We start from the raw sequence: 25,225 nt of genomic DNA on the forward strand, positions 1-25,225 counted from the left end.
TTTATAAATTTTTATTTATATTTATTATGAAAAGCATTAAAATAATTTATGAACTATACACTGCATCAATTACATATTTTCCTTAAGATTACGGAGCACCAAAGTATCACTAAGGCCTCTGTGGAGTTGCATTTAACCCAGCCGGCCGTATCTATTCAGTTAAAAAATTTTCAAGACCAATTTTCAATTCCATTAACAGAGGTCGTAGGGAGAAAACTTTACGTGACAGATTTCGGAAAAGAAATTGCTCAAGCGGCAGAAAAAATATTGTATGAGGTTGATGCTATTAATTACAAAACCCTTGCGTATAAAGGAGAATTAGTTGGGCGATTAAAATTTTCGGTAGTTTCCACAGGCAAATATGTACTACCTTATTTACTATCTAATTTCATAACTAAAAATAAAGGCGTAGACCTTATAATAAATGTAACTAATAGGGCACAGGTTATAGAAAGTTTAGAATTGAATAAGGTTGATTTTGCTATGGTGTCGGTATTACCTAAAAAATTAAAGGTCGACCGAATAGAACTTATGGAGAATAAATTGTTTTTAATTGGGGGCAAACAAGGTTCAAATCATATAGCGTTAACCAAAAAAAAATTATTTGAGCAATTGCCATTAATTTATAGGGAAATGGGTTCTGCAACTAGAATGGCAATGGAAAGTTTTATTAGAAAGAATAAGTTTCAAGTTCATAAAAAAATAGAACTTACTTCTAATGAAGCGGTAAAGCAAGCTGTAATAGCTGGTTTAGGCTATTCTATAATGCCTTTAATTGGTTTAAAAAATGAGCTAAAGAATAAAGATGTGCAAATCATTTCGGTTAAAGGTCTTCCTATTAGTACAAAATGGAATTTAATTTGGTTGAAATCAAAAAAATTATCGCCTTCCGCAAAGGCCTTTTTAAATTATTTAAAGGCAGAGAAAGTAGAGGTTATTCATGCAAATTTTAACTGGATAAATTCATATTGATGTTTACCTAACTTTTAAACTTTTGCTGTTTCTGATCGTAAAAGTTCGGTCTGTTTATCATCCATATAGATAATAGGTACGGCATAGAACATAGGCATGTTTTTGGGGTATTTTTTTCTTAAAATTTTATTGATGGTATTAAATAATAGTGCCTTTGTCTTCCCTTCTATTATAGTTTGTTTACGATTTTCAATTACCCCTGAAATCTTATTTTTCTTAAAAACCTTTTTGGTTGAAATATTTGCGGTAAAAATTAAATTTTGTTCCAAAAGTAATTTTGTAATTTCTTTAGCCTGTTTCTTATTATTAACAGCGATATATCCTAAAATCATAACTCAGCTTTTTAGATACTAATCTAGATTATACAATGATGTTGTATTGCCATTGTGAAACCCTAAGCAGTCCAAATAAAGTACTACGGTTTAGGATTATTTATTTACTTATTTTATTCAATGGTAGATATAGATTTAAGATTAATACTTGGCCTCATAAGCAAGAGCGAAAGAATTGTGGTTTTTGCTCAGCAGTTTTAATTCGTTACTATTCAATGCCTTTTCTAGATTGGCATTAACATAGGGAAATTTATTAAAAAACTTCTTTCCGTCTAAAGGGGTAAGCTTAACAATAGAACCATCTAATATTTCTTCAATTTTTACCCGCATTCCATTCAGTCCTTTGAAGTTCGCAATAGCACCGCGTTTAATAATGAAATTTGGTCTTGGAAAGTTGAGATGATGAAAAGGGGTATTAGAATTTTTTATGATGTAAAGAACATCACCAGGTTTCAAATTATGAGAGGTGTCTTGGCTGAAATTGCTGATAGAGAATAATAAGAAGGTTAGAATTAATAGTGTGTGTTTCATAGTACTTGATATAAAGCGTAAACATTGTTCAAAACCGTCCTATTGCTATCTTTAAAATGTATCTATTAATAGTTGAGAATAAAAGATTATTAATAATGTATTTTTTACATCACGAAAATAATACTATTCAACAAAAAAGAAAGTAATACTTTCGTTAAAAAATGTTAAACTATTACTTAGCGATAGTATTACTATTATATTTGCAGCTAATTTAAAATTGATTTGGTATGGACAAATTATTACAAGGTGTAAAAATTAGAATTAACGATAAGCTATTCGTTAAAGATCCAGAATCCTCTGAACTAGGTAAGAATATAATTAGGATGAGTATTCTTATGATTAATGAAATAGGTTGGGAAAATTTTACATTCAAAAAGTTAGGCAAGCAAATCGGTTCAAATGAAAGCTCTATATATCGCTATTTTGAAAATAAGCACAAGTTGCTGCTATATTTAACCTCATGGTATTGGGGTTGGATGGAATATCACTTGGTTTTAGCAACACACAGTATTGGAAATCCAAAAGTAAAATTATTAAAAGCAATAGATATAATAACTAGAGAGGTAATAGAAGATACTGCCTATTTACATATTAATGAAGTCCTTTTAAATAAGATTGTCATTAATGAGTATTCCAAATCTTATTTGACTAAAGAGGTTGATGCGGAAAATAAAGAAGGATACTTTATTATTTATAAGAGAATGGTGGGTAGACTGCGTGATATGATTAAGGATGTTAATCCAGAATATACTTATCCTTCTAGTTTGGCTAGTACAATTTTGGAAAGTACCTTGCATCAACATTTTTTAAAAGATCATTTCACCTCCATTACTGATTGTAACGCAACCGTAACACCCACCCAATATTTAACACATCTAGTTGTTAATACGCTAAATCAAAACGTTAATGAGTAAAAATTTACTTACGTCTTGGCAGCGTTTTATAGGACTTTTAAAACTTGATAAGAGAGATGTTTTTCAAGTGTTTTACTACGCCATATTTGCTGGTATTGTCAATCTATCACTCCCTTTAGGTATACAGGCTATAATTAATCTGCTACAAGGTGCTCAAATAAGTACTTCATGGGTCGTTTTAGTAGTTCTTGTAACCCTGGGTGTTGCTTTTGTGGGTATACTGCAGTTGATGCAAATAAGAATCATTGAGAATGTTCAGCAGAAGATATTTACCCGGTCCTCGTTTGAATTTGCCTATAGGTTCCCTAAAATAAAGATGAGCGAGCTACATAACTATTATCCGCCAGAATTAGCAAATAGGTTTTTTGATACGTTAACGATACAAAAGTCGCTTTCAAAAGTGCTTATAGATTTTCCTGCAGCGCTATTGCAGATTATTTTTGGGTTGCTGTTGCTTTCTTTTTACCATCCTTTTTTTATTGTGTATGGTATACTTTTATTGTTGCTGATATATGTTGTGTTCAAATTTACGGCACAAAGAGGGTTGGATACGAGCTTAGACGAATCTAAAAGTAAATATCAAGTAGCCCATTGGTTACAAGAGGTAGCGCGTTCTATAGTGAGTTTTAAGTTGTCGGGTAAATCATCTCATGCCTTAGACAAAAATGATGTACTGGTAATGGGCTATTTAAACGCACGAGAAAGTCATTTTAGGGTTGTGGTTCTCCAATTTATTCAAATGATTGGCTTTAAAGTACTGGTTACAGGAGGTCTCTTATTGATTGGCGGACTTTTGGTATTGAATCAAGAAATGAATATTGGCCAGTTCGTTGCCGCCGAAATTATTATTCTATTGGTAATCAATTCCGTAGAAAAATTAATTCTAGGCCTAGAGACGTTTTATGATTTATTGACCTCACTGGAAAAAATGGGACAAGTGGTAGATAAAGAATTGGAGCCTCAACACGGTGAAAAACCATTTACTGACAATCAACCATTTACTGTTGAATTAAATGGAATTTCCTATAGTGTTCCCCAATCGAAAAGAGAGATTATTTCTAACCTAAATTTAACCATAACCCCTCATTGCACTATTTTATTACGAGGAAATAGTGGGTCTGGTAAAAACACCTTATTAAGAATTGTAGCGGGTATATTAGAACCTGATAGCGGTGGAGTGTATGTAAACGGAGTCTCACTAAAAAGCATGAACATAAATTATTATCGTTCACATTTGGGGCAATCCTTACCCGAAGAATCACCATTTGAAGGTACTATTTTAGATAATATCACCTTTGGTGATAAGGATACTACAAACGAGCAAGTCTACTGGGCTCTAGATAAAGTGGGCTTAACGGAATATGTGAAACAACAGCCAGAGGGGTTGAATACGATTATTTATCCCGAAGGAAAGCAAATTCCCAATAAGGTCTCTAAAAAAATCGTTCTCGCCAGAAGTATTGTAAGAAAGCCTAAACTACTTATTCTTAAGGATCCGCTAGAGCAGTTCAATACGGATGAGGCTGATCGCATATTAAGCTTTTTAAGCGACCCATCTAATGGTTGGGCACTTTTGGTAGTGAGTGAAAATGATAAGTGGATTAATAAATGCTCACGAGTCATTACGATGGAAAAAGGAAGAATAATAAACGAATTATAGGAGAAAGATGCTGAATATATCCCATAAAAAACTAAATGAAAAGGTTTCTTTAGATCGTTTTAAATCTGTGCAGAAGGTTTTTCATCAAAGACATTATAAGCATTTTAATCGCTTTTTATTTGCTTTTGCCGTAGTAGGTTTAATTATATTGTTTCTTCCTTGGACGCAAACCATAAACGCACGAGGATTTTTAACCACTTTAGAGCCTGGTCAACGACCACAAACCATTCAATCTCAAATACCGGGTAGAATCGAAAAGTGGTATATTAGAGAAGGTGATTATGTTGAGAAAGGTGATACTATTCTGTTTATTTCAGAAATAAAATCGGAATATTTTGACCCAGATTTAGTAGAGCGAACTGGGCAGCAGCTTAAGTCGAAAAGTTCATCGGTTACTTCTTATGGCGATAAAGTAAAGGCGCTAGATAATCAAGTTGCTGCACTTTTCAACGAAAGGAGGTTGAAGCTTGAACAAGCGAAAAACAAATTGCTTCAGGCCAAGTTAAAGGCACAGAGCGACAGTATTGAATTTGAAGCAGCTAAAACTAATATCAAGATTGCCGAGCGCCAATATAAACGAACTGAGCAATTGGAGAGTGAAGGACTAAAAGCAGTAACAGATGTTGAGGAAAAACGATTAAAACTTCAAGAAACTCAATCGAAGTTAATCTCGCAGGAGAATAAATTATTGGCAGCCAAAAATGAAATCATCAATGCTGAGGTTGAAATAAATAGTGTTTATGCAGCTTACACCGATAAGATTTCTAAAGCGCAGAGCGATAAGTTTACAGCAATGTCTAATCAATTCGATTCTGAGGCACAAGTAAGTAAGTTAGAGAACGATTATACCAATTATAAAATGCGTAATGATTTGCGCTATATTCGTGCACCGCAAAATGGCTATGTAAATACAGTTGTTACAGCAGGTATTGGTGAAACCTTTAAAGAAGGCACTCCGCTGGTGGGTATTATGCCAGCAGATTACGACATGGCAGTAGAGACCTTTGTTGAGCCTATTGATCTTCCATTAATTCATTTGGGTGAAAAAGTAAGAATTCAATTTGATGGTTGGCCGGCTATTATATTTAGTGGTTGGCCTAATGTTTCTTACGGTACTTATGCCGGTAAGGTGGTGGCTATTGAAACCTTTATAAATCCGAACGGAAAATATAGGGTGCTGTTGTCACCCGATGATGCGGATCAACCATGGCCAAATGCGCTTCGTGTAGGTTCGGGTGCGAATACCATTGCACTTTTAGAAGATGTATCGATTTGGTATGAATTATGGAGGCAGTTGAACGGTTTTCCACCAAATTATTATCAGCCTGAAGGAGCTCAGGTGCAACCTGTAAAGAAATAATAATGAGAAGTATTTTATTTCTGTTTTGTTTAGGTCTTGGTGGTTTTGTAAATGCCCAAAATGTAGATTCTCTGCAATTGAATTTCCGAGAATATTTGGGCTATGTGAAGAAATACCATCCTATTGCAAAACAAGCAGCATTGGTATTGGATGTTGGTCAAGCAAACCTTATGAAGGCCAGAGGTGGATTTGATCCAAAAGTAGAGGTCGATTATTCCGGTAAGGAATTTAAAGGAACTGAATATTACGATTTGCTCAACGCAACCTTTAAGATACCTACTTGGTACGGAATTGAGCTGAAGGGGAATTTTGAGCAATATACGGGTGAGTATGTAAACCCAGAACGCAATGTGCCCGAAGATGGATTATATAGCGCCGGTGTGGCACTTTCATTGGGCAGGGGTTCGTGGATGAATGACCGAATGGCAACTGTAAAAAAAGCTAAATTTTTTAGAGAGCAATCTAAAGCCGATAGAGATTTGCTGGTAAACCAAATTCTATTCGATGCATCGTTGGCATATTTCAATTGGTTGCAAGCATATAGGAATAATCAGGTTTTTTCTAGTTTTTTGGAAAATGCACAAAAGAGATTTAAAGGTATTGTAAGTAGCGCCTCAGCGGGTGAAATAGCAATTATTGATACAGTTGAAGCAAAAATTGCCGTACAGAATAGAGTTTTGGAACTGGAGCAAGCAAAGGTCGTTTTACGAAATACTAGGTTGGAGCTTTCTAATTATTTGTGGATGGGAGAGAACATACCAATGGAGCTGCAGTCCTATGTAATTCCAGATGTTTCTTTAGATACGGAAATAGACCAATCGTTGGAGATTTTAGGAAAACCATTGGATAGTTTTTCTATAGAGAACCATCCTAAACTTAAATCATTAGGGTATAAAATTGATGGTCTTCGAGTTGATAAACGTTTGAAGACGAATAAATTGCTCCCAAGAATTGATGTGGAATATAAGTTCATAACCGAATCACCTGAGTTTATAAGTTCTTTCGAAACTCAAAATTATAAAGGAGGATTGAATTTTGAACTTCCGTTATTTCTTAGAAAAGAAAGAGGTGATTTGAAATTGGCAAAGTTGAAATTAAGGGACGCTCAATTTGAATTTGATAATGCAGAGGTTCAAATTCAGAATAAAATAGTAGCGATTTATAATGAACTCGATTCATTTGAAATTCAGAATATATTGATTGATGATATTGTTGCTAATTATGAAGCTTTGTTGTCTGCTGAAGAGCGAAAATTTAGCTTTGGTGAGAGTTCACTTTTTTTAATTAATTCGAGGGAGAGTAAATTGATAGATGCGGTCTTAAAGCAAAATCAAGTAGAAAATAAATATTTTACTACCAAGGCCAAGTTGTTCAATAGTTTGGCGGTGAACCCAGAGAATTTGTAAATAACCTTAATTGATACGTAATGCAGCCAAATAGAATAAAAGAGCAAGTAGATTATAAGTTACTGGCTAAGGATACTTTTTTTATTGTAACTGGAATTTTTGCTGCTGCGTTTGGTTTGGAAAGTTTTTTACTTCCTAATAGTTTTATTGATGGCGGTGCTACAGGTATTTCTCTGTTGATTGCAGAAACTGCAGATGTTCCTTTATATATCTTAATAATTTTAGTGAATATTCCATTTGTATTTTTGGGATATAAGGTGGTAGGAAAACGCTTTGCGTTAAAAACGGGTTTAGCAATTTTAGGACTCGCTTTAGTTCTTGCATTTGTAAAATTCCCAGAGGTAACGCAGGATAAACTTTTGGTTTCTGTATTTGGAGGGTTCTTTCTAGGTGCAGGAATAGGATTGTCGATAAGGGGAGGTAGTGTGCTCGATGGTACAGAAGTTTTGGCAATCTTTCTAAGTCGAAAATTGGGGACCACTATTGGAGATATTATAATACTAGTTAACATTTTGGTATTTTCCGCTGCGGCGTATATGTTGTCCTTAGAAACAGCTTTGTATTCTATGCTTACCTATTTGTCCGCATCAAAAACCTTAGATTTTGTCGTTGAGGGTATTGAAGAATATACGGGCGTAACCATTATTTCAGACTCTAGTGAAGAAATTAGACGCATGATCATTGATAAATTGGGCCGCGGATTAACCATTTATAAAGCAAAAGGAGGATATGGAAAACAAGGTGCGCATACAGAATATGATGTCATTTATACGGTGATTACACGGCTAGAAATACGTCGTCTAAATATTGAAATAACAAAAATAGACCCAAAAGCTTTTGTGGTGATGGGTAAAATAAATGATACACGGGGTGGTATGATAAAAAAACGTTCTTTGTAAGGAATTAGCACTAAACACTACTAAGTTTTTTATGAGTACAGAAGATAAAGTGGTGAAAGCTAAATCAAATGTTCAGCTCGTCAAAGATAGTTTGCCAAGCTCCATGAGTTATGCTCAATATCGAGATTTAGTAGCAAAATTGGCTCTAGAAAAAAAGACTACGGGCATACTTCAAACAGAAGATCTGGTTGATTATACGCAGCTAAATGACCGCCGTATGAAACGCTGGGATAAAACACTCAAATTTAGCGATGAGGCCACGACGAAAATTAAATCGGTCGATCAAAAAATTACATGGTTAGTACTAACCGAAAGTTGGTGTGGAGATGCTTCTCCGGCCATACCTGTGATGCATAAAATCACAGAATTGAATCCTAATATATCTTTATCGATTATTATACGTGATGAGCATTTAGATATCATGAATCAGTTTTTGACAAACGGCGCCATGTCCATTCCCAAACTCATTTCAATGAACGCTTCAGAAAATCGTATAATCGCAATGTGGGGGCCAAGGTCAACTAGGGCCATACTAATGGTTGAAGCATATAAGCAAGAACATGGTCAACTAACGCCAGAATTTAAACAAGATTTACAAGTGTTTTATAACAAAGACAAAGGCCAGAGTATAGTAGAAGATTTACTTCGGTTACTTCCCTTGAAATAGGTATGTAATTGTACCTTTTTGAGTTTCTTTGTTAGATGAATTGAACCTCGCTTTAAGAGCATAAGCAATGGCATTTTCTACAAGGCATCCGTTAGAAGTGCCAGAACTCTTTTCGTTGAAATCAGCTTCGGTGACATAGCCTAAAGCATTCACCTCAATGTTGATTACGACTTTGCCTCCTTCTATACAGATGTATATGGGTGGTGGTAATTTATAATTGTTTCTGTCTAGTAAAGAGTAAGAAACAGAAGTTTTTCTTGCGGCAAGGTTGTTTGTAAACTCCTTTTTTTGAGCTTCCTTTTCACCTAGCAACTGTTTTTTTTCTTCTCGTTTCTTGGTCAAGGCTTTTACTCTTTCGGCATACCCTGAATCTGAAATCAAATCATCAGTAGTTTCACCTTCGATCATTTCACTACGTTCCTCAATTAACTCTTCTAAGGTTTTTAAAGGCTCAGGATTGCCGTAGCTTGGTTTGGCAGTTTCATTGAAGGCCAAATGACTTTTAATAGGGTCAGCATTATTTTGTTCTTTTGCTTTTTCTTCCTCCAATATATCTTCCAAGACTTCTGGGTCCAACAGCATTTCAACAACGTAATCTTCTGCTTCTTCTTCTTCTTTACTACCTAACTGAATACTGAACAACACCACTACCACAATAGCCATGCTAAAGAAAGTAATGAGCAATGATAGTTGTTGTCTGTTCGGATTCATGGTTATATAACCTTAATACTGCTAAAATATTTTAGGGCATCGAAATATGGAATACAATCGTTTATTATTCGTTGACCTCAGGCCCCAATAAAGTATCTGCAAAGATCAATGGGTCTTGAGCTATATCTACGTTGAAATCACCTATTTTGGTTCTTCTCAAGGCCGATAAATGTGCGCCAGAGCCAAGTGCTTTGCCAAAATCATTAGCAATAGAGCGAATATAGGTGCCTTTGCTACATGTAATTCTAAAATGAACATTAAGGTTGTCAACTTTGATAACTTCAAAAGCACTAACGGTTACTTTACGTTTAGGGATATCTACAGTTATACCTTCCCTTGCCAATTCATATAAGCGCTTCCCATCTTTTTTCAATGCTGAGAAAACTGGTGGTGTCTGTTCTATTTCACCCGTAAATTGAGTGGTAGCAGTGTGAATTAATTCTGGAGTTATGTGTTCGGTGGGGTAGGTTTCGTCTATTTCTGTTTCAAGGTCAAAAGAAGGGGTTGTACTACCTAGAGAAATAATACCTGTGTATTCTTTTTCTTGACCTTGGTACTCGTTGATTTTCTTTGTGAATTTACCGGTACAGATAATTAGTAGTCCCGTTGCCAAAGGATCCAACGTACCCGCATGTCCTATTTTAAATTTCTTTAAACTGAATTTTTTTCTGATTGCCCATTTCAATTTGTTTACCGCTTGAAACGAAGACCAGCCCAAAGGTTTATCTATTAATAGTACTTGCCCGTTAAGGAAATCATCTTCGGTCAAATTTTCCATGATAAATGGGTCAGGTTTAGGATGAACTATGGATTAGTAAATCCGTAAATGATTGCTATTAGTCCTACGATAAGACAGTAGAAGGCAAAATAAGAAAGTTTGCTTTTTCGCACCAATTGAATCATCCAAGTGCAGGCGCCTAAGCCAGCAATAAAGGCAGCTATAAAACCTGCTCCCATAGCAAGATTATTTTCTCCATTGAAATTCAATTCACCGCTCATAAGATCCTTTGCGATTTTACCAAAAATCAAAGGAACTACCATTAAGAAAGAGAATCGGGCAGCTTTAGATTTATCAACGCCCAAAAGCACAGAGGTGGAAATGGTAGCTCCACTACGAGAAATACCTGGTAGCATAGCGATTGCCTGTGAAATACCAACAATAAAAGCATTTCCGAAACTTACTTTTCTATCTGTATCCTTTGCTTTATCTGCAAAATAAAGCAGTATAGCTGTTATGATTAACATAAACCCAACGAACCTAACATTGCCTCCAAAGAAAGCTTCTAATTGATGCTCGAAAAATAGACCTACAACTACGGCAGGTAGCATTGAGATAATAATTTTAACAGAAAACTGACTTTCCTCGTTCCATTTAAATTGTAAGAGGCCACTGATAATTTCCCAAATGTCTTTTCTAAAAACTACAATGGTACTTAGAGCTGTAGCAAAATGTAAAACCACAGTAAATAATAAACTATCTTCCTGAACGGAATCATCTCCTAAAATGGCTTTTCCCAATTCTAAATGCCCACTGGAAGAAACTGGAAGAAACTCGGTTAATCCTTGAATAATTCCAAGTATAATAGCATCTAACGTATCCAATTAAACTTTCTTTTTGTGTGGGTTCAATAAAATGGCGTAAATCTCTATTCCTAGTCCAATAAGTACTAATGTTGGCGCTAATCGTATCCTTCTAAAGTTATAGATTTCGGGGTTAAAAACATTAGGGTCATCGCTACCGCCACCGCTCATTAATATGAAACCTAAGGTAATACAAGCAATACCAATAAACATAAATGTGTAATTTTTCTTCTGAAAAATAAATTCTTGCTTAGGTTGTTGTTCTACTTTATTCTTTTTACTCATGCGTCAAATTTAATAATATAATTCGTCGGTTCTAAGATTTAGGAAGCGTTGGGTCGCGAAATAGGTGCTAATGAACGAAATAAGAATACCCAAAAGAAAAACACTAACAAATAAAATAACTAAAATATAGGGCTCATCAAATAAGCCCAAGTCTTGAAAATTAGTATCTACGTAGTAAACCACTGCGCCAATGGCCACTAAAGCCAAAGCTGCCCCGATCATTCCTAATTTAATGTTTTGCCAAATAAATGGTTTTCTTATAAAAGTTTTGGTCGCCCCAACCATTTGCATGGTTTTGATAATAAATCGTTTGGAGTAGATTGAAAGACGAATAGAACTATTAATCAATAATACGGCGATAAAGGTAAATATGGCACTTGCTACCAGAATCCAAAAACCTATTTGTTCAACGCTTTTGGCAACCATGCTCACTAATACCTTATCATAACTTACTTCGTCAACAAAACTCTTCTCAGAAAGTGTCCCTGCAATCTCTTCTGCCTTTTCAGCGGTAACAAAATCTGCGTTCAATTTTACATCGATAGAGTTCTTGAGCGGGTTATAGCCTAAATAATCTACAAAATCCTCACCTATATCTGCACTATGTTGTTTAGCTGCCTCTTCTTTAGACACATAGGTAGATGATTTGGTGTAGTCAGACATAGCTAGGGTCTTTTGCAACTGTTCCACCTCAATTTCTTTCGTGTTTTCCTTTAAAAAAACAGAAATGGTGATTTGCTCCTTAGATCGATCTGCCATTTTTTTGGTATTCAACACCAAGAGGCCTAAAATTCCTAACAGGAACAAGACCAAAGCAATACTTAGCACCACAGAAAAATACGAGGAGATGAGTTTGCGTCTTTGATAATTTTCGAAAGAGTTCGCCATAGCACTTAAAAGTGTAGTAAAAATAGGAAAGTATTGTTAGATGGAACTTAAAAATTCATTCAGTTATCGTTTCAAGCTAAAGTGACCTTTAAATTGTGTGGTATCTGCCTCTATGTTGTACCAATAATCATCTTCTGGCATATCCTTTCCTTGAAAAGAACCATCCCAAGAAGAAGAGTTTGTATTTCCGAATTTCAGTAGTTTCCCATATCGGTCAAAAATTGAAAAGGATACATTCGTGAAAATATCCAATCCATCAAGTTCGAAAAGGTCGTTTATAGTATCTCCATTCGGAGTAAAAAACTTGGGTATTACCAAATGAAAAAAAGTTTGCGTAACTGTACCGCAATCCGTTTTATCTTGAACATATACAGTGTAGAAACCTCCTTCAACAGCTTCAAATATTGGGCTATCTTGGAAATAAAATCCATCCAAAGAAAATTCAAAATCACCAGTATTTGATGTCGAGACGATTATAGATGGCCCATCGGATACGATGCTTTCTAGCTTGGGCAAATCTATTTGCTCTATGAAAAAGGTATAGCTGTTAGCGCAACCGTTGTTATTTGTGACTATAATGATGTATTCGCCGGGCTCTGACACCTCTACACGTCTCGTAATTTCACCAGTATTCCATAAATAGGTTACATCATCTAGTGCTGCATCTATGGTGATGGTTGTGTTTTCGCAAAAATAAGTATAGGTGTCATCTGGTACTGCAGGTAGTGGATTAACAGTTAGTGTAATAGCTGTTCTAGAAAGGGAAGCACATTCTATTTCTGGGGAATTGGCTTCTGCGTAATACGTGCCTGCAGTGGCGATTTCAAAATTATTATTTCCTTCTAAAAGCAAATTACCGTCGGTTGGGGCATCGTACCAGTTTATGGTATATGAACTATCCGTTGAAGCCGATAGTATTCCAACTTCACCTTCGCAAATAGCAACATCACCCGTACTGGTAGGTACATTCGGAATAGGGAGAACGGTGATTTCAAAAACATCGGATACTACATTACATAAATCATTGTTCACATTAATAGGATCTTCTGCAATTTTGACCCTAAAATAGGTGGTTGAGATTATGGGTGGGGTAGCAAGGGTATTGCTGGTTTCATTAGCGATGTTAATCCATGCTACTTGGTCTGTACTTTGCTGCCATTGATAGGCATGGGTGCTGAATATAGAATTGTCGGGCGTTGCGGTTATGGTTCTGGAAACGGCTCCTTGATCTTCACAAACGGTTAAATTACTTTCGTCGGTATTCGTAGAAACAGTTACATTATCGCCACAAGATTTAAAAACGATATCGTCAATGGCAAGGTCATTTCCACAACCACCACCTCTATTATTTATCATTTTTAAGATAACCGAATTTTGCCCAGGTTTTGTTTTAAATACTAATGCATATTGTTGCCAATTGGTATTTTCGCTTGCAAAAATATCACCTGTATCCCCTTTGCCAAGTAAGTTGGTGTCTGTTTTGTCCCAAATTTGAAAACGTACATTTACAGGTATTTCAGGGTCTAATGGACAATTAATAGTGGGAAGTAAATTTATGAGCCATGACGAAAATTCATAAGTGGTATTTTCACAAAGTCCTGTTACCTGTCTTTGATAAAATTCTCCAGCGGTAAAGCTTGCATTGACTATAAGGGACTTACCATTTGTATCGCCAGGAGTATGGTCTTGAATATTAATCCAGTCTAAATAGTTAGTTGTACTAGAAATGGTATAATCACCATCATTAGGAGTGCTAGTAGTGAAATTATAGGTGGTTGTCCCAGCAGGCAACGCAGGGCCATCGGTATTTCCCGACCCAAAGTTTTCAGTAAAAATAGGGTAACCAGAATTACCACCGCAAAAGCCAAGTTGTGCTGTAACTTCGATAGAAACAAAACTGAACAGAATAAGGTAAATGAAGAATGGTTTGGGATTCAAAATTTTCACGATCCGAAGGTAGCAATTTTAGATAAAAGGACATGATTTTGAGTGTTTTCAATACCAAAACCTGTTAATCATCAATATCTTTTTAACTTTCATCGATTCGACCTATTTTTGCGGCTTACCGCAAAGAAGCAACTATCATGCAATACAATTTCAACGAAATTGAGGCCAAATGGCAAAAATATTGGGCAGAACATCAAACGTTCAAGGCAGAAAATGACTCTGATAAAGAGAAGTTTTATGTATTGGATATGTTTCCTTACCCTTCTGGGGCAGGGCTGCATGTTGGGCATCCGTTAGGATATATTGCAAGTGATATTTATGCGCGGTATAAAAGACATAAAGGGTTTAATGTGTTGCATCCGCAAGGGTATGATTCATTCGGACTACCAGCCGAACAATATGCGATACAGACCGGACAGCATCCCTCAGTTACTACGGCGGCGAATATTAAGACCTACAGAAGACAACTAGATCAATTAGGGTTTTCGTTCGATTGGAGTAGAGAGGTACGTACTTCTAGTCCCGAATATTACAAATGGACCCAATGGATTTTTATCCAAATTTTTAATTCTTGGTATAATACCGATGTTGATAAAGCGGAAGATATTAAAACGTTAACTGCTATTTTTAATACGGATGGAAATACAAATGTAAACGCTGTATGTGATGATGATATTGAATCTTTTTCTGCGGATGAGTGGAACGCTTTTTCAGAGGTTAAGAAACAAGAAATTTTATTACAATATAGATTGACGTATTTGGCAGATACCGAAGTAAACTGGTGCGCTGCATTGGGTACGGTTTTGGCAAATGATGAAATAGTCAACGGAGTTTCAGAGCGTGGTGGTCACCCTGTTGTTCGTAAAAAAATGACCCAATGGAGCATGCGTATATCTGCTTATGCGCAGCGTTTGTTAGATGGTTTGAATACAATTGACTGGCCACAACCCTTAAAAGATTCACAGACTAATTGGATCGGCAGAAGTGAAGGTGCTTCTGCAGTATTTAATGTACATGGGCATGATGCCGTTATCGACGTTTTTACCACTCGCCCCGATACTATTTTCGGAGTTTCTTTCATGACCTTGGCACCAGAGCATGAATTGGTTTCTAAAATCACAACGGCTGGTCAAAAGGCAGAAATTGAAGCCTATATTGAAGCTACTGCAAAACGTTCTGAGCGTGATCGTATGGCAGATGTGAAAACGATAACAGGGGCTTTTACAGGTGCTTATGCAGTGCATCCGTTTACGAAAGAACCAGTTCCCATTTGGGTTGGGGATTATGTGTTGGCCGGCTACGGCACAGGTGCAGTGATGTCCGTTCCATGTGGGGATCAGCGCGATTATGATTTTGCAAAGCATTTTAATATTGTTATTCCTAATATTTTTGAAGGAGTTGATATTTCTGAAGAAGCTTATGCCGATAAGGACAAAACGGTTATAACGAACTCAGATTTTCTAAATGGTTTACCCTATAAGAAAGCAGTAAAACGAGCCATTTTTGAATTGGAAAAATTAAACCAAGGAAAAGGGAAAATCAATTACCGTTTACGCGATGCCGTATTTAGTCGTCAGCGGTATTGGGGTGAACCGTTCCCGGTATATTATGTGGATGGAATGCCTCAAATGATAGAAGCGGAGCATTTACCTATAAAACTTCCTGAAGTTGAAAAGTATTTGCCGACTGAAACCGGAGAGCCACCATTGGGAAATGCTGAGGTTTGGGCATGGGATACAGTTGCTAATAAAATTGTACACAACAGTGCGATAAATAATGCCACAGTGTGGCCGTTAGAGTTAAATACGATGCCAGGTTGGGCAGGAAGTTCCCAGTACTTTAATCGCTATATGGATCCGCAAAATAGCGAAGAGCTGTTTTCACAAAAAGCCATTAACTATTGGCAAGATGTAGATTTATATATTGGCGGTAGCGAGCATGCCACAGGGCATTTGTTGTATGCTCGTTTCTGGCAAAAATTTATGTTTGATAAAGGCTTGGTGCCTAAAGAGGAGTTTGCTAAAAAGCTGATTAATCAAGGGATGATTACTGGTGAAAGTGCTTTTGTAAATATAATAGAGGGAAGGTTAAGAACGAGTAATGATGATGTTAGTGGTTATTGTCAGATTATAATTAGTAAACAGTTTTATGATAGTCTGGAATTAAAGGAGGGTTTACTTGAAAAATTACCAAAACTTCTTTCTGAATTTGTGAATGAGAGATTAGAACAACATCAGGATTTTAATCTTGATTTAGAAGAGTATAGTAAATATTTTAAAGCATTTAAATCGACCCAGATTAATGCTGATTACGTCAATATTCGAAATGAATTTAAAATATTAGATTTAAAGGATGACCCAAGATTAAAAGAGATTGGAAGTGCTCACTTCTTTGATGGAGAAATTATTATTTCCAATGAAAATATGACTCAAGAATCTTTGGTAAAGGTTTATCGCGAAGTCGAAAAAATGTCCAAGTCGAAATACAATGTCGTTAATCCAGATGATATTGTAAAAGAATATGGTGCGGACAGTTTACGCTTGTATGAAATGTTTTTAGGGCCTTTGGAGCAATCTAAACCATGGAACACGGCTGGTATTACAGGAACACATTCATTCTTAAAGAAATTATGGAGACAGTATCATACAGCTGAAAATGCTTCCTTTATGGTTAATGAAGAAGAGCCTTCTACAGAATCTTGGAAAACCCTGCATAAAACAATTAAGAAAGTTGAGGAGGATATTGAGAATTTCAGTTTCAACACATCAGTATCTACATTTATGATTTGTGTTAATGAACTTGCTACACAGAAATGTATAAGCAGACAGATTTTGGAGCCCTTGGCTATTTTGGTTTCGCCATACGCTCCGCATATCGCCGAAGAACTTTGGAGTAAGCTAGGTCATTCAGAATCTATTTCTAGGGTAGCTTTTCCGAAATTTGAAGGCAAGTATTTGGTGGAAAGTAGTAAGGAATATCCTATTTCCTTTAATGGTAAAATGAAGTTCACCATAGAGATTTCGTTGGATTTGTCCAAAGATGAAATCGAAGCCGTTGTCATGGCAAATGAAAAGACCCAACAACAATTGCAGGGTAGAACGCCTAAAAAGGTAATCGTAGTGCCTGGTAAAATTGTAAACATCGTAGGCTAGCCGTCTTCACTAGACGGCACGACGAAGTAATCTGCAGGTTCGGTACACGAGTTTTACAGATTGCTATGCACACTCGCAATGCCGTCTTAATGAGGAAGCATGACGAAGTAATTGACGAAACGTACATTTTGTCAGTAAGGCATACCCCGCAAGGTTCGAAAGGAATTTGGCGGGGTTTTTGCTTTAATGAAAATAGATTTTCTAGTAAGAGCGAATCTTTAGTATATTTAATCGATTTAAAAATTGAAATGGTATGATAGGATATTATATATTGATTGGAGCTATCGCTTTGGTCAGCTGGTTGGTAAGTAGAAAGTTAAAAAGTAAGTTTAAGTTTTATTCCAATGTGCATTTGGAAAATGGAATGAGCGGAGCTGAAATTGCTGAAAAAATGTTAGCAGATCACGGTATACGTGATGTAAAAGTTGTTTCTACGCCAGGGAAGCTTACGGATCATTACAACCCGAAGGACAAAACGGTAAATTTAAGTGAAAGCGTATATAACCAAAGAAATGCTTCATCAGCTGCTGTTGCTGCGCATGAGTGTGGCCATGCAGTACAGCATGCCCAAGCGTATGAATGGTTGGGGTTGCGTTCACAATTGGTGCCTGTAGTTAGTGTAACTTCTGGTATGTCTATGTGGGTAGTTTTTGGAGGCTTGGTCTTAGGTGGAGCAGCTGGTATAGGTTTAGGGTATTGGGTCGCTGTAGCTGGTCTAGTAATGATGGGCATGGCTACGTTATTCAGTTTCGTAACCTTACCTGTAGAATATGATGCAAGTAACCGTGCATTGGCATGGTTAAAGAATAAAAACATAGTTACGCCAAAAGAATATGCAGGTTCAGAAGATGCATTAAAATGGGCTGCACGGACTTATTTGGTTGCGGCAATTGGTTCATTGGCTACATTGGTATACTGGGGGCTTCAAGTATTTGGTGGAAGAGATTAAAAGTTCATAACCATTAACGATGTAAAACCTTCCTATTTCAGGGAGGTTTTTTTATATACTGATTTGTCTATCAATTTGCTGAGCAAGAGATATGAATGTTTCTGTTCGAGAAACTCCTTCAATCTGTTGAATTTCTTTATTCAAAACCTGCATTAGGTGTTCATTGTCCTTGCATAATACTTTTATAAGGATAGACCAATTACCGGTGGTATAATGGCATTCTAAGATTTCAGGTATTTTTTCCAGTTGTTTTACCGCCACAGGATTGCTCATGGCCTTGTCAAGATATATGCCAATATAGGCCATGGTGGTATATCCTAATGATTTCGGGTTAATAACGAATTTAGAACCTGCTAATACTCCCGAAGCTTCCAGTTTTCTTAATCGTTGGTGTATTGCAGCCCCAGATATACCTATACTTCGAGCAATTTCTAGAACTGGTTTTCTAGCATCGTTCATTAAGAACCGTAAAATCTTCTTATCGATTCCATCAATCTTTGCCAAGGCAGTAGGTATTTTCATATTTATCATATCAGATTAAATATAAAAATACCTATTTGGTTTCAATTTGATTTAAAAATGGGGTTAACTAATTACAGAATGTTGGTTGTAACCTAAATAAGGAACCTCGTATTCTTTAAAATTGATACCGTATGATTTCAGTTCTTCAAGAATGGGTTCGTAAACCTCTTTCAAAATAGGAATTTGAACACCAGGAGTGGTGATTTTCCCATTTAGAATTTTTAAAGCTGCCATTGCCACAGGTAATCCTACTGTTTTGGACATCGCTGTATAGGTCTGGTTTTCGCCAGTAACCACCAATTTAGAATCTATTTGTTTCTTTTCTCCGTTCAATTCATAACCAAACTTATGGTACATGACAATCATGTCCTTTTCGTCTGCTTTAAGGGTCCAGCTATCTTCAAGTATTCTCTGCAGCGCTTGAGCCGGAGTAGCATTTGGGATGTTTATATATTTGGTATCATCAAAAATGTTAAGTTCTAGCAATTTGTCCCAGCGGATATCATCTTGGTCTAATTTTAAATTGTGCCTAAGCTTCAATTCCACTGAATCTGTCGGAGAATAGGGTAAATATAGATTTATAAACTCCCTATAACTCATCTTTTCAGAATTCTCAATCGTATAGGTGTCATCGGTCACCCCTAATTGAATAAACATATTCCATGCCTTTGAGAAACCAACACGGCGCATCGTTCCTCTATATATAGTTAAGGCATCTTGCAGGCCATAGGCTTCCCTATACCCTAAAGAATCACGATTAGCATAGCCTTCAAATCGGCCATAACCTTCAATCTTAAAAAATTCGGTACGTCTAAAAAGTCGGTGATAGGGTATATATTTGTAAGTGCCTTCTTGTAAAAACTGAGCGGTGCCTCCTTGCCCGGCAAGAACAACATTTCTTGGGTTCCAGGTAAATTTATAATTCCAAAGGTTATTGTCATTTTCCGGAGCCACCAATCCACCGCAAAATGATTCAAATAAAATAACTTTGCCGCCTTTATCGCGAATACGATCGATTACCTGCATGGCACTCATGTGGTCGACACCGGGATCAAGGCCAATTTCATTCATGAAAACCAACCCGTTTTCCTTAACTTTTTTGTCAAGGGCAAGTAACTCTGGGCTTACGTACGATGCGGTTACGAGGTGCTTTTTGAGCACAACACAATCTTCAGCTACCTTGATGTGAAATCGTGCCGGAAGCATTGAGATAACGACATCAGAATTAGCAATAGCTTTTTTTCTTTCGGCGTCGTTAAAAATATCAAGGGCGATTACAGAACAGTGCTTATGGCTCGCTATCTGTTCAGGTATAGCCTGCGGATTGATGTCGCCAATGGTTATTTCTAACTTTTCAACTTCAGCTTTTCCTAAAAGATAATCTAATAAATAAGAAGTGGACTTGCCTGCTCCTATAACAAGAATTTTTCGCATCATACGATTTGAGTATTTTTGATTGGTAATGAAATACTAAGGTATCAAATTGTTACATTTATAAAGAAAGTTATAGAAAAAGTTATGAAAAAAACAGTTTTTATCACGGCATGCGTGTTTGGAATGCTTGCAGTAGTGTTTGGTGCTTTTGGTGCGCACGGGTTGAAAAATTTGGTCGATGCCGATGCTGTGACGACCTTTGAAACAGGAGTTCGGTATCAAATGTTTCATGCATTTTTCCTATTTATTCTTGGGTTGATGCCCGATAACTACATCAAATCGAGAAAACCAATCTACATCTGTACAGTAATTGGTGTTATCCTATTCTCTTTTTCCATCTATATTTTAGCACTGAATGACCTTGTACACTTTGATTTTAAGATTTTTGGAATTATTACGCCAATTGGTGGATTATTTTTAATAGCCGCTTGGGCACTTTTGGGATTTGGAATTTTGAAGTCAAAAATTTTGAAATAGAAGAGGTCTGAAGGTATGTTACCAATTATAAATCTGTATTTTCAACCTACAATGATATTTATATGAGTAAAACAAAATTGCTGGGACTTGTTTTAGGGCCTGTTTCCTTTATGTTGATTCTGTTATTTTTACACCCTGAAGGTCTTTCTAAAGAAGCCAATGCGGTACTTGCATCAACAATATGGATAGCGATTTGGTGGATAACCGAAGCAATACCGATTGCGGTTACGGCTTTACTGCCACTGGTATTATTTCCACTTTCTGGCGGATTGGATTTATCATCCACCTCTGCGTCATTTGGGCATAAGTATGTGTTTTTATATATGGGTGGTTTTATTATTGCCATAGCCATTGAAAAATGGAATCTACACCGTAGAATCGCACTGAACATCATCAATTTGATAGGCTCTGATGTGCGGAAAATCATCCTCGGATTTATGATTGCGACCGCTTTTTTATCGATGTGGATATCGAATACCGCAACTTCTGTAATGATGCTTCCTATCGGTTTGGCGATTATTAAACAGTTGCATGATAATCCTGATACCATAGAAGATGAAAATCAGACTTTTGGTAAGGCCTTAATGTTGGCAATTGCATATAGTGCATCTATTGGCGGATTGGCTACCTTAATTGGTACACCACCAAACTTGGTGTTGGCAGGGGTGGTTTTTGACACCTATGGTTATGAAATAACATTCATGCAATGGTTCGCTTTTGGACTCCCGATTTCCATTATTCTAATTTTTATCTCTTGGAAATATTTAACTAAATATGCATTTACGTTTAAGCAAAAATCCTTTCCAGGAGGAAAGGAGGAGATAAAACGATTATTAACAAAACTAGGTAAGATTAGTTATGAAGAGAAAATAGTCTCATTTGTCTTCGCCTTGACCGCTTTTTGTTGGATTACCCGATCGTTTCTGTTACAAAAGATTTTACCTGGCCTAGATGATACAATAATTGCTATATTTTTTGCTATCCTATTATTTTTGATTCCTTCAAAGAAAAAGGGAGAGCAACTAATTAATTGGGAAGAGGCCGTAAAAATGCCGTGGGGTATTATTTTATTGTTCGGTGGCGGTATGGCTTTGGCTAAAGGATTTGAAGTAAGTGGTTTAGCTGTTTACATCGGTAGCCAGATGAATTCTCTAGAAGGTCTGCCAATTTTGCTGTTAGTTTTAGTTTTGATTACCGCAGTTAACTTCTTGACTGAGATAACTTCAAATCTTGCAACCACCGCGATGTTGCTGCCAGTATTGGCACCCATGGCGTTAACGATAGATGTACATCCATTTGTATTAATGGTGGGTGCTGCCGTAGCTGCATCCTGTGCTTTTATGTTGCCGGTAGCTACGCCGCCGAACGCGGTGGTCTTTGGGTCTGGTTATTTGAGAATTCCTGATATGGTGAGGAAGGGCTTCTTTATGAACGTAATATCTATAATTATATTAACCTTTTTCGTCTATTTTGTGCTGCCAGAATTATGGGATATTACTATTGATGGATTCCCGCAAAATCTCAAGAAATGAAACTACTGCTAATTCCGGATAAATTTAAAGGCTCCTTAACAAGTGAGGAAGTTTCAAAGGCTTTTATGGCCGGGGTAGAAAAAGCAGGGATAAAGTGTACCTCTCGCTACATTAGGGCTTCTGATGGAGGCGAGGGTTTTATGGATGCTGTAGCCAATTATAGGGCTTGTGTTTCGGTGCAGCTTATTAGTAAAAACCCCTTGGGTAAACCTATTCAATCATATTATTTATATAATAACAAGACCAATTCGGCATATATAGAATTAGCCAATGCTTCTGGAATGGAGTTGCTTACCGTAACAGAACGAAACCCTATGAACACTAGTACGTTCGGTACTGGTCTGCAAATTATGGATGCCGTTAAAAAAGGCATAAAAAACATTTTTATAGGGTTGGGTGGTAGTGCTACCAATGATGGTGGAATTGGCATAGCTCAAGCCTTGGGCTATTCATTTTTGGATAATGAGGGTAAAAAATTACCCCCAACTGGAGCAAGCTTGAACCACATAAAAACCGTTGATGACACAGGGGTTGCTGTTAACTTGAAAAAGGTAAATTTTTATGCCGTTAATGATGTTACTAACCCCTTGTTTGGTATGTATGGGGCGGCATATGTATACGCAGCACAAAAGGGCGCTACAAAGGCTATGATTAAAGAATTAAATCTGGGTCTGGAAAATTTAAATAAAGTAGTCTCTGAAAAGTATACTGTTCAATATGCTCAATTACCAGGTTCTGGTGCTGCGGGTGGTGTTGCTTACGGGCTCAAAAGTTTTCTTGGTGCAAATTACACCAGTGGGATAGATTTTATTTTGGAACTTTCGGGTGTTGAGAAACTTTTAACCAAAGGAAATTTTGACTATTTAATTACTGGTGAAGGTAAAATTGATGAGCAGACATTAAATGGTAAACTGATACAGGGTTTGCTTAAATTAGGTAAGAAGTATAATATACGAGTAATTGCTATTTGTGGAAAGCTAGACATTTCTAAAAATGAATTGATAGAAAGAGGTGTTTTCGATGTTTTTGAGATACAAAACCCAATGAAAAGTCTTGACTATAATATGCAAAATGCTGGACAATTATTGGTCAAAAAAACCACTGAATACTTCCGTCTAAGGCAGAAAGATATACATATTAAACATCATTAAATTTTATTTATTTCTTAAAATTTTAAGTCAAAATCAATAATAATGTATTCCAAACAAGGTATTTATTGATATAATTCAATAAAACAAATAAACTAGCTACGAATATTTTCCATATTTCGCATTTCTTTAGTTGAATTCGTATTTCGACGGGTATAAGGGCTAAATAAACTCTGAACACAAAGGGTTCGTGGTATATTTTTTTAGTTTTACAGAAACAAATTTTCTAAAGCATGAAAAGCTCAGCAACGAATGCGAACACCATATCTCTAAAACAATACGGGATAACACACGCTAATTTTCATTATCAGGAAGAGCCTGAACAACTTCAGAAGGCCACACTAGAAATGGATATGGGAGTTGAAACAAGTAATGGTACACTTGCTGTTAACACGGGTGAATTTACAGGTAGATCACCCATGGATCGGTTTATCGTTAAAGATGATATAACGAAAGATAAAGTATGGTGGGGGACTACTAATATTCCTTTTGAAAAAGAAAAATTCGATTCATTATATACAAAGGTAATTGACTACCTCAACGGGAAGGAACTTTTCGTTAGGGATAGTTATGCTTGTGCTGATCCAGAATATCAATTAAATATTAGGGTGATAAACGAATATCCATGGTCTAACATGTTTGCTTATAATATGTTTTTACGACCTACTGAGGCTGAGCTAGAGGGTTTTACTCCAGAGTGGACTGTTATTAATGCTCCTGGATTTATGGCCGATGCAGATAAGGACGGAACAAGACAACACAATTTTGCAATTCTAAACTTTGTTGATAAAATTGCCCTTATTGGTGGAACTGGGTATACAGGTGAAATCAAGAAAGGAATTTTCTCTGTTTTGAACTTTATTTTACCAGTTTATAAAGAAACCTTACCAATGCATTGTTCAGCTAATGTAGGTGAAGATGGAGATACTGCAATCTTTTTTGGACTGTCGGGTACAGGTAAAACTACCTTGTCTACAGACCCTAACAGAAAATTGATTGGAGATGATGAACATGGGTGGACGAGTAGAAATACGGTATTCAATTTTGAAGGTGGTTGCTATGCCAAGGTAATCAATCTATCTGAAGAGCAAGAGCCAGAAATTTTTGGAGCTATAAAGCCAGGTGCTATTTTAGAAAATGTGGTGTTGGATAATCAAAGTAATGTAGATTTTGCCGATACTTCGATAACCCAGAATACAAGGGTTAGTTATCCTATTCATCATATCGATAATATACAGCAACCATCAATTGGTAAAAATGTCAAGAATATTTTCTTCTTAACAGCGGATGCCTTCGGAGTGTTGCCTCCGATATCAAAACTTACCCCTAGCCAAGCTGCATATCATTTTATATCGGGTTATACAGCCAAGGTTGCTGGTACAGAAACTGGCGTAGTAGAGCCACAACCTTCTTTTTCAGCTTGTTTTGGTGCGCCGTTTATGCCTTTACATCCAACCAAATATGCTGAAATGCTGAGTAAGAAGATGAAGGAGTCTGGTGTAGATGTTTGGTTAGTAAACACGGGTTGGACAGGTGGACCATATGGTATAGGAACGCGAATGAAGTTAAAGTATACAAGAGCGATGATAACTGCTGCTCTTAACGGGGATTTAGGCTTGTATTCATATGATAAGTACCATATTCATTCTGTTTTCGGAGTAGCACAACCTAGGGAATGCCCTGGTGTACCTTCCTCTGTTTTGAGTCCGAGGTCAACTTGGAACAATGATGACAAATATTACACCACAGCTTTTAAATTAACAAATGCCTTTAGGGAAAACTTTAAAAAGTATGAAAGTTATGCTAGTGAAGAAATACGAAGGGGCGGACCACAACGGTACGCGTTTTAAGTCATAAA

23 protein-coding genes are annotated in these 25,225 nt (G+C 36.5%); 13 read left to right on the forward strand and 10 right to left on the reverse strand.

What is annotated here, in order from left to right:
• Nucleotides 1–48: 48 nt before the first annotated feature.
• Entirely contained in the window at nt 49–972 is a 924-nt protein-coding gene (locus ES765_RS00150; protein WP_138110502.1) for a LysR family transcriptional regulator, read from the forward strand.
• A gap of 14 nt (nt 973–986) precedes the next feature.
• Here the strand turns inward: ES765_RS00150 and cutA are convergent, their stop codons facing one another.
• Nucleotides 987–1,304, reverse strand: coding sequence for a divalent cation tolerance protein CutA (cutA, locus tag ES765_RS00155; protein WP_138110503.1), 318 nt, complete (start codon nt 1,302–1,304; stop codon nt 987–989).
• A 141-nt stretch (nt 1,305–1,445) separates the two neighbouring features.
• Nucleotides 1,446–1,835: a hypothetical protein gene (locus tag ES765_RS00160; RefSeq protein WP_138110504.1), complete on the reverse strand. Its 390-nt coding sequence runs from the start codon at nt 1,833–1,835 to the stop codon at nt 1,446–1,448.
• 227 nt (nt 1,836–2,062) lie between these two features.
• Here ES765_RS00160 and ES765_RS00165 point away from each other — a divergent pair, with 227 nt between their 5' ends.
• Genes ES765_RS00165 through ES765_RS00190 form a run of 6 tightly spaced genes read left to right on the forward strand, consistent with a single transcriptional unit; the run spans nt 2,063 to nt 8,741 of the window.
• Nucleotides 2,063–2,749 (forward strand): TetR/AcrR family transcriptional regulator, encoded by a 687-nt coding sequence (locus ES765_RS00165; RefSeq protein ID WP_138110505.1) that lies wholly within the window; start codon nt 2,063–2,065, stop codon nt 2,747–2,749.
• Complete coding sequence (locus ES765_RS00170) at nt 2,742–4,409, forward strand: peptidase domain-containing ABC transporter (protein ID WP_138110506.1); 1,668 nt, start codon at nt 2,742–2,744, stop codon at nt 4,407–4,409. Before ES765_RS00165 ends, ES765_RS00170 begins: the two co-directional genes overlap by 8 nt.
• A gap of 7 nt (nt 4,410–4,416) precedes the next feature.
• Complete coding sequence (locus ES765_RS00175) at nt 4,417–5,769, forward strand: HlyD family secretion protein (protein ID WP_138110507.1); 1,353 nt, start codon at nt 4,417–4,419, stop codon at nt 5,767–5,769.
• A 2-nt stretch (nt 5,770–5,771) separates the two neighbouring features.
• Entirely contained in the window at nt 5,772–7,175 is a 1,404-nt protein-coding gene (locus tag ES765_RS00180; protein WP_138110508.1) for a TolC family protein, read from the forward strand.
• Nucleotides 7,176–7,195: 20 nt separating this feature from the next.
• Entirely contained in the window at nt 7,196–8,074 is an 879-nt protein-coding gene (locus ES765_RS00185; RefSeq protein ID WP_138110509.1) for a YitT family protein, read from the forward strand.
• A 31-nt stretch (nt 8,075–8,105) separates the two neighbouring features.
• Nucleotides 8,106–8,741, forward strand: a complete 636-nt coding sequence (locus ES765_RS00190; protein ID WP_138110510.1) for a thioredoxin family protein — start codon at nt 8,106–8,108, stop codon at nt 8,739–8,741.
• Here the strand turns inward: ES765_RS00190 and ES765_RS00195 are convergent.
• The 6 genes from ES765_RS00195 to ES765_RS00220 all read right to left on the reverse strand — a co-directional run bounded on the left by ES765_RS00195 (nt 8,724) and on the right by ES765_RS00220 (nt 14,153).
• Entirely contained in the window at nt 8,724–9,452 is a 729-nt protein-coding gene (locus ES765_RS00195) for a hypothetical protein (RefSeq protein ID WP_138110511.1), read from the reverse strand. The two genes, ES765_RS00190 and ES765_RS00195, sit on opposite strands and share 18 nt — an antisense overlap.
• Before the next feature lie 64 nt (nt 9,453–9,516).
• On the reverse strand, nt 9,517–10,230 hold the full coding sequence (gene truB / locus ES765_RS00200) for a tRNA pseudouridine(55) synthase TruB (RefSeq protein WP_138110512.1): 714 nt from the start codon (nt 10,228–10,230) through the stop codon (nt 9,517–9,519).
• A 26-nt stretch (nt 10,231–10,256) separates the two neighbouring features.
• Nucleotides 10,257–11,054: an undecaprenyl-diphosphate phosphatase gene (locus ES765_RS00205; RefSeq protein WP_138110513.1), complete on the reverse strand. Its 798-nt coding sequence runs from the start codon at nt 11,052–11,054 to the stop codon at nt 10,257–10,259.
• On the reverse strand, nt 11,055–11,318 hold the full coding sequence (locus ES765_RS00210) for a DUF3098 domain-containing protein (RefSeq protein ID WP_138110514.1): 264 nt from the start codon (nt 11,316–11,318) through the stop codon (nt 11,055–11,057).
• A 9-nt stretch (nt 11,319–11,327) separates the two neighbouring features.
• The gene (locus ES765_RS00215) at nt 11,328–12,206 is read right to left on the reverse strand and encodes a cell division protein FtsX (RefSeq protein WP_138110515.1); all 879 of its coding nucleotides are present in this window, start codon (nt 12,204–12,206) and stop codon (nt 11,328–11,330) included.
• A 63-nt stretch (nt 12,207–12,269) separates the two neighbouring features.
• Nucleotides 12,270–14,153, reverse strand: coding sequence for a T9SS type B sorting domain-containing protein (locus tag ES765_RS00220; RefSeq protein WP_138110516.1), 1,884 nt, complete (start codon nt 14,151–14,153; stop codon nt 12,270–12,272).
• Between the two features lie 137 nt (nt 14,154–14,290).
• Between ES765_RS00220 and ES765_RS00225 the strand changes: the two genes are divergently transcribed.
• Nucleotides 14,291–17,305, forward strand: a complete 3,015-nt coding sequence (locus ES765_RS00225) for a leucine--tRNA ligase (protein ID WP_138110517.1) — start codon at nt 14,291–14,293, stop codon at nt 17,303–17,305.
• Between the two features lie 253 nt (nt 17,306–17,558).
• Nucleotides 17,559–18,254, forward strand: coding sequence for a zinc metallopeptidase (locus ES765_RS00230; RefSeq protein WP_138110518.1), 696 nt, complete (start codon nt 17,559–17,561; stop codon nt 18,252–18,254).
• 51 nt (nt 18,255–18,305) lie between these two features.
• Here the strand turns inward: ES765_RS00230 and ES765_RS00235 are convergent, their stop codons facing one another.
• Nucleotides 18,306–18,776 carry an Lrp/AsnC family transcriptional regulator gene (locus ES765_RS00235; RefSeq protein ID WP_138110519.1) on the reverse strand — a complete coding sequence of 157 codons (471 nt, stop codon included), beginning with the start codon at nt 18,774–18,776 and terminating at the stop codon, nt 18,306–18,308.
• Nucleotides 18,777–18,839: 63 nt separating this feature from the next.
• Complete coding sequence (locus ES765_RS00240) at nt 18,840–20,213, reverse strand: saccharopine dehydrogenase family protein (protein WP_138110520.1); 1,374 nt, start codon at nt 20,211–20,213, stop codon at nt 18,840–18,842.
• Nucleotides 20,214–20,294: 81 nt separating this feature from the next.
• Between ES765_RS00240 and ES765_RS00245 the strand changes: the two genes are divergently transcribed.
• The 4 genes from ES765_RS00245 (at nt 20,295) to pckA (ending at nt 25,217) form a co-directional block, all read left to right on the forward strand.
• A complete protein-coding gene (locus tag ES765_RS00245; protein WP_138110521.1) occupies nt 20,295–20,687 on the forward strand; it encodes a DUF423 domain-containing protein in 393 nt (130 codons plus the stop codon).
• A gap of 62 nt (nt 20,688–20,749) precedes the next feature.
• Nucleotides 20,750–22,219, forward strand: a complete 1,470-nt coding sequence (locus ES765_RS00250; protein WP_138110522.1) for an SLC13 family permease — start codon at nt 20,750–20,752, stop codon at nt 22,217–22,219.
• On the forward strand, nt 22,216–23,370 hold the full coding sequence (locus tag ES765_RS00255; RefSeq protein ID WP_138110523.1) for a glycerate kinase: 1,155 nt from the start codon (nt 22,216–22,218) through the stop codon (nt 23,368–23,370). The genes ES765_RS00250 and ES765_RS00255 overlap by 4 nt, the downstream gene beginning before the upstream one ends.
• 230 nt (nt 23,371–23,600) lie before the next feature.
• Nucleotides 23,601–25,217: a phosphoenolpyruvate carboxykinase (ATP) gene (gene pckA, locus ES765_RS00260; protein ID WP_138110524.1), complete on the forward strand. Its 1,617-nt coding sequence runs from the start codon at nt 23,601–23,603 to the stop codon at nt 25,215–25,217.
• Nucleotides 25,218–25,225 lie beyond the last annotated feature (8 nt).

This window comes from Maribacter sp. ACAM166 (genome assembly GCF_005771495.1).
Lineage (GTDB): Bacteria > Bacteroidota > Bacteroidia > Flavobacteriales > Flavobacteriaceae > Maribacter.

Excerpts from the sequence above, each read along its gene's own strand:
- ES765_RS00150 (WP_138110502.1), top strand. The coding sequence starts at position 49 with ATGAACTATACACTGCATCAATTACATATTTTCCTTAAGATTACGGAG.
- cutA (WP_138110503.1), bottom strand. The coding sequence starts at position 1,304 with ATGATTTTAGGATATATCGCTGTTAATAATAAGAAACAGGCTAAAGAA.
- ES765_RS00160 (WP_138110504.1), bottom strand. The coding sequence starts at position 1,835 with ATGAAACACACACTATTAATTCTAACCTTCTTATTATTCTCTATCAGC.
- ES765_RS00165 (WP_138110505.1), top strand. The coding sequence starts at position 2,063 with ATGGACAAATTATTACAAGGTGTAAAAATTAGAATTAACGATAAGCTA.
- ES765_RS00170 (WP_138110506.1), top strand. The coding sequence starts at position 2,742 with ATGAGTAAAAATTTACTTACGTCTTGGCAGCGTTTTATAGGACTTTTA.
- ES765_RS00175 (WP_138110507.1), top strand. The coding sequence starts at position 4,417 with ATGCTGAATATATCCCATAAAAAACTAAATGAAAAGGTTTCTTTAGAT.
- ES765_RS00180 (WP_138110508.1), top strand. The coding sequence starts at position 5,772 with ATGAGAAGTATTTTATTTCTGTTTTGTTTAGGTCTTGGTGGTTTTGTA.
- ES765_RS00185 (WP_138110509.1), top strand. The coding sequence starts at position 7,196 with ATGCAGCCAAATAGAATAAAAGAGCAAGTAGATTATAAGTTACTGGCT.
- ES765_RS00190 (WP_138110510.1), top strand. The coding sequence starts at position 8,106 with ATGAGTACAGAAGATAAAGTGGTGAAAGCTAAATCAAATGTTCAGCTC.
- ES765_RS00195 (WP_138110511.1), bottom strand. The coding sequence starts at position 9,452 with ATGAATCCGAACAGACAACAACTATCATTGCTCATTACTTTCTTTAGC.
- truB (WP_138110512.1), bottom strand. The coding sequence starts at position 10,230 with ATGGAAAATTTGACCGAAGATGATTTCCTTAACGGGCAAGTACTATTA.
- ES765_RS00210 (WP_138110514.1), bottom strand. The coding sequence starts at position 11,318 with ATGAGTAAAAAGAATAAAGTAGAACAACAACCTAAGCAAGAATTTATT.
- ES765_RS00215 (WP_138110515.1), bottom strand. The coding sequence starts at position 12,206 with ATGGCGAACTCTTTCGAAAATTATCAAAGACGCAAACTCATCTCCTCG.
- ES765_RS00225 (WP_138110517.1), top strand. The coding sequence starts at position 14,291 with ATGCAATACAATTTCAACGAAATTGAGGCCAAATGGCAAAAATATTGG.
- ES765_RS00230 (WP_138110518.1), top strand. The coding sequence starts at position 17,559 with ATGATAGGATATTATATATTGATTGGAGCTATCGCTTTGGTCAGCTGG.
- ES765_RS00235 (WP_138110519.1), bottom strand. The coding sequence starts at position 18,776 with ATGAAAATACCTACTGCCTTGGCAAAGATTGATGGAATCGATAAGAAG.
- ES765_RS00240 (WP_138110520.1), bottom strand. The coding sequence starts at position 20,213 with ATGATGCGAAAAATTCTTGTTATAGGAGCAGGCAAGTCCACTTCTTAT.
- ES765_RS00245 (WP_138110521.1), top strand. The coding sequence starts at position 20,295 with ATGAAAAAAACAGTTTTTATCACGGCATGCGTGTTTGGAATGCTTGCA.
- ES765_RS00250 (WP_138110522.1), top strand. The coding sequence starts at position 20,750 with ATGAGTAAAACAAAATTGCTGGGACTTGTTTTAGGGCCTGTTTCCTTT.
- ES765_RS00255 (WP_138110523.1), top strand. The coding sequence starts at position 22,216 with ATGAAACTACTGCTAATTCCGGATAAATTTAAAGGCTCCTTAACAAGT.
- pckA (WP_138110524.1), top strand. The coding sequence starts at position 23,601 with ATGAAAAGCTCAGCAACGAATGCGAACACCATATCTCTAAAACAATAC.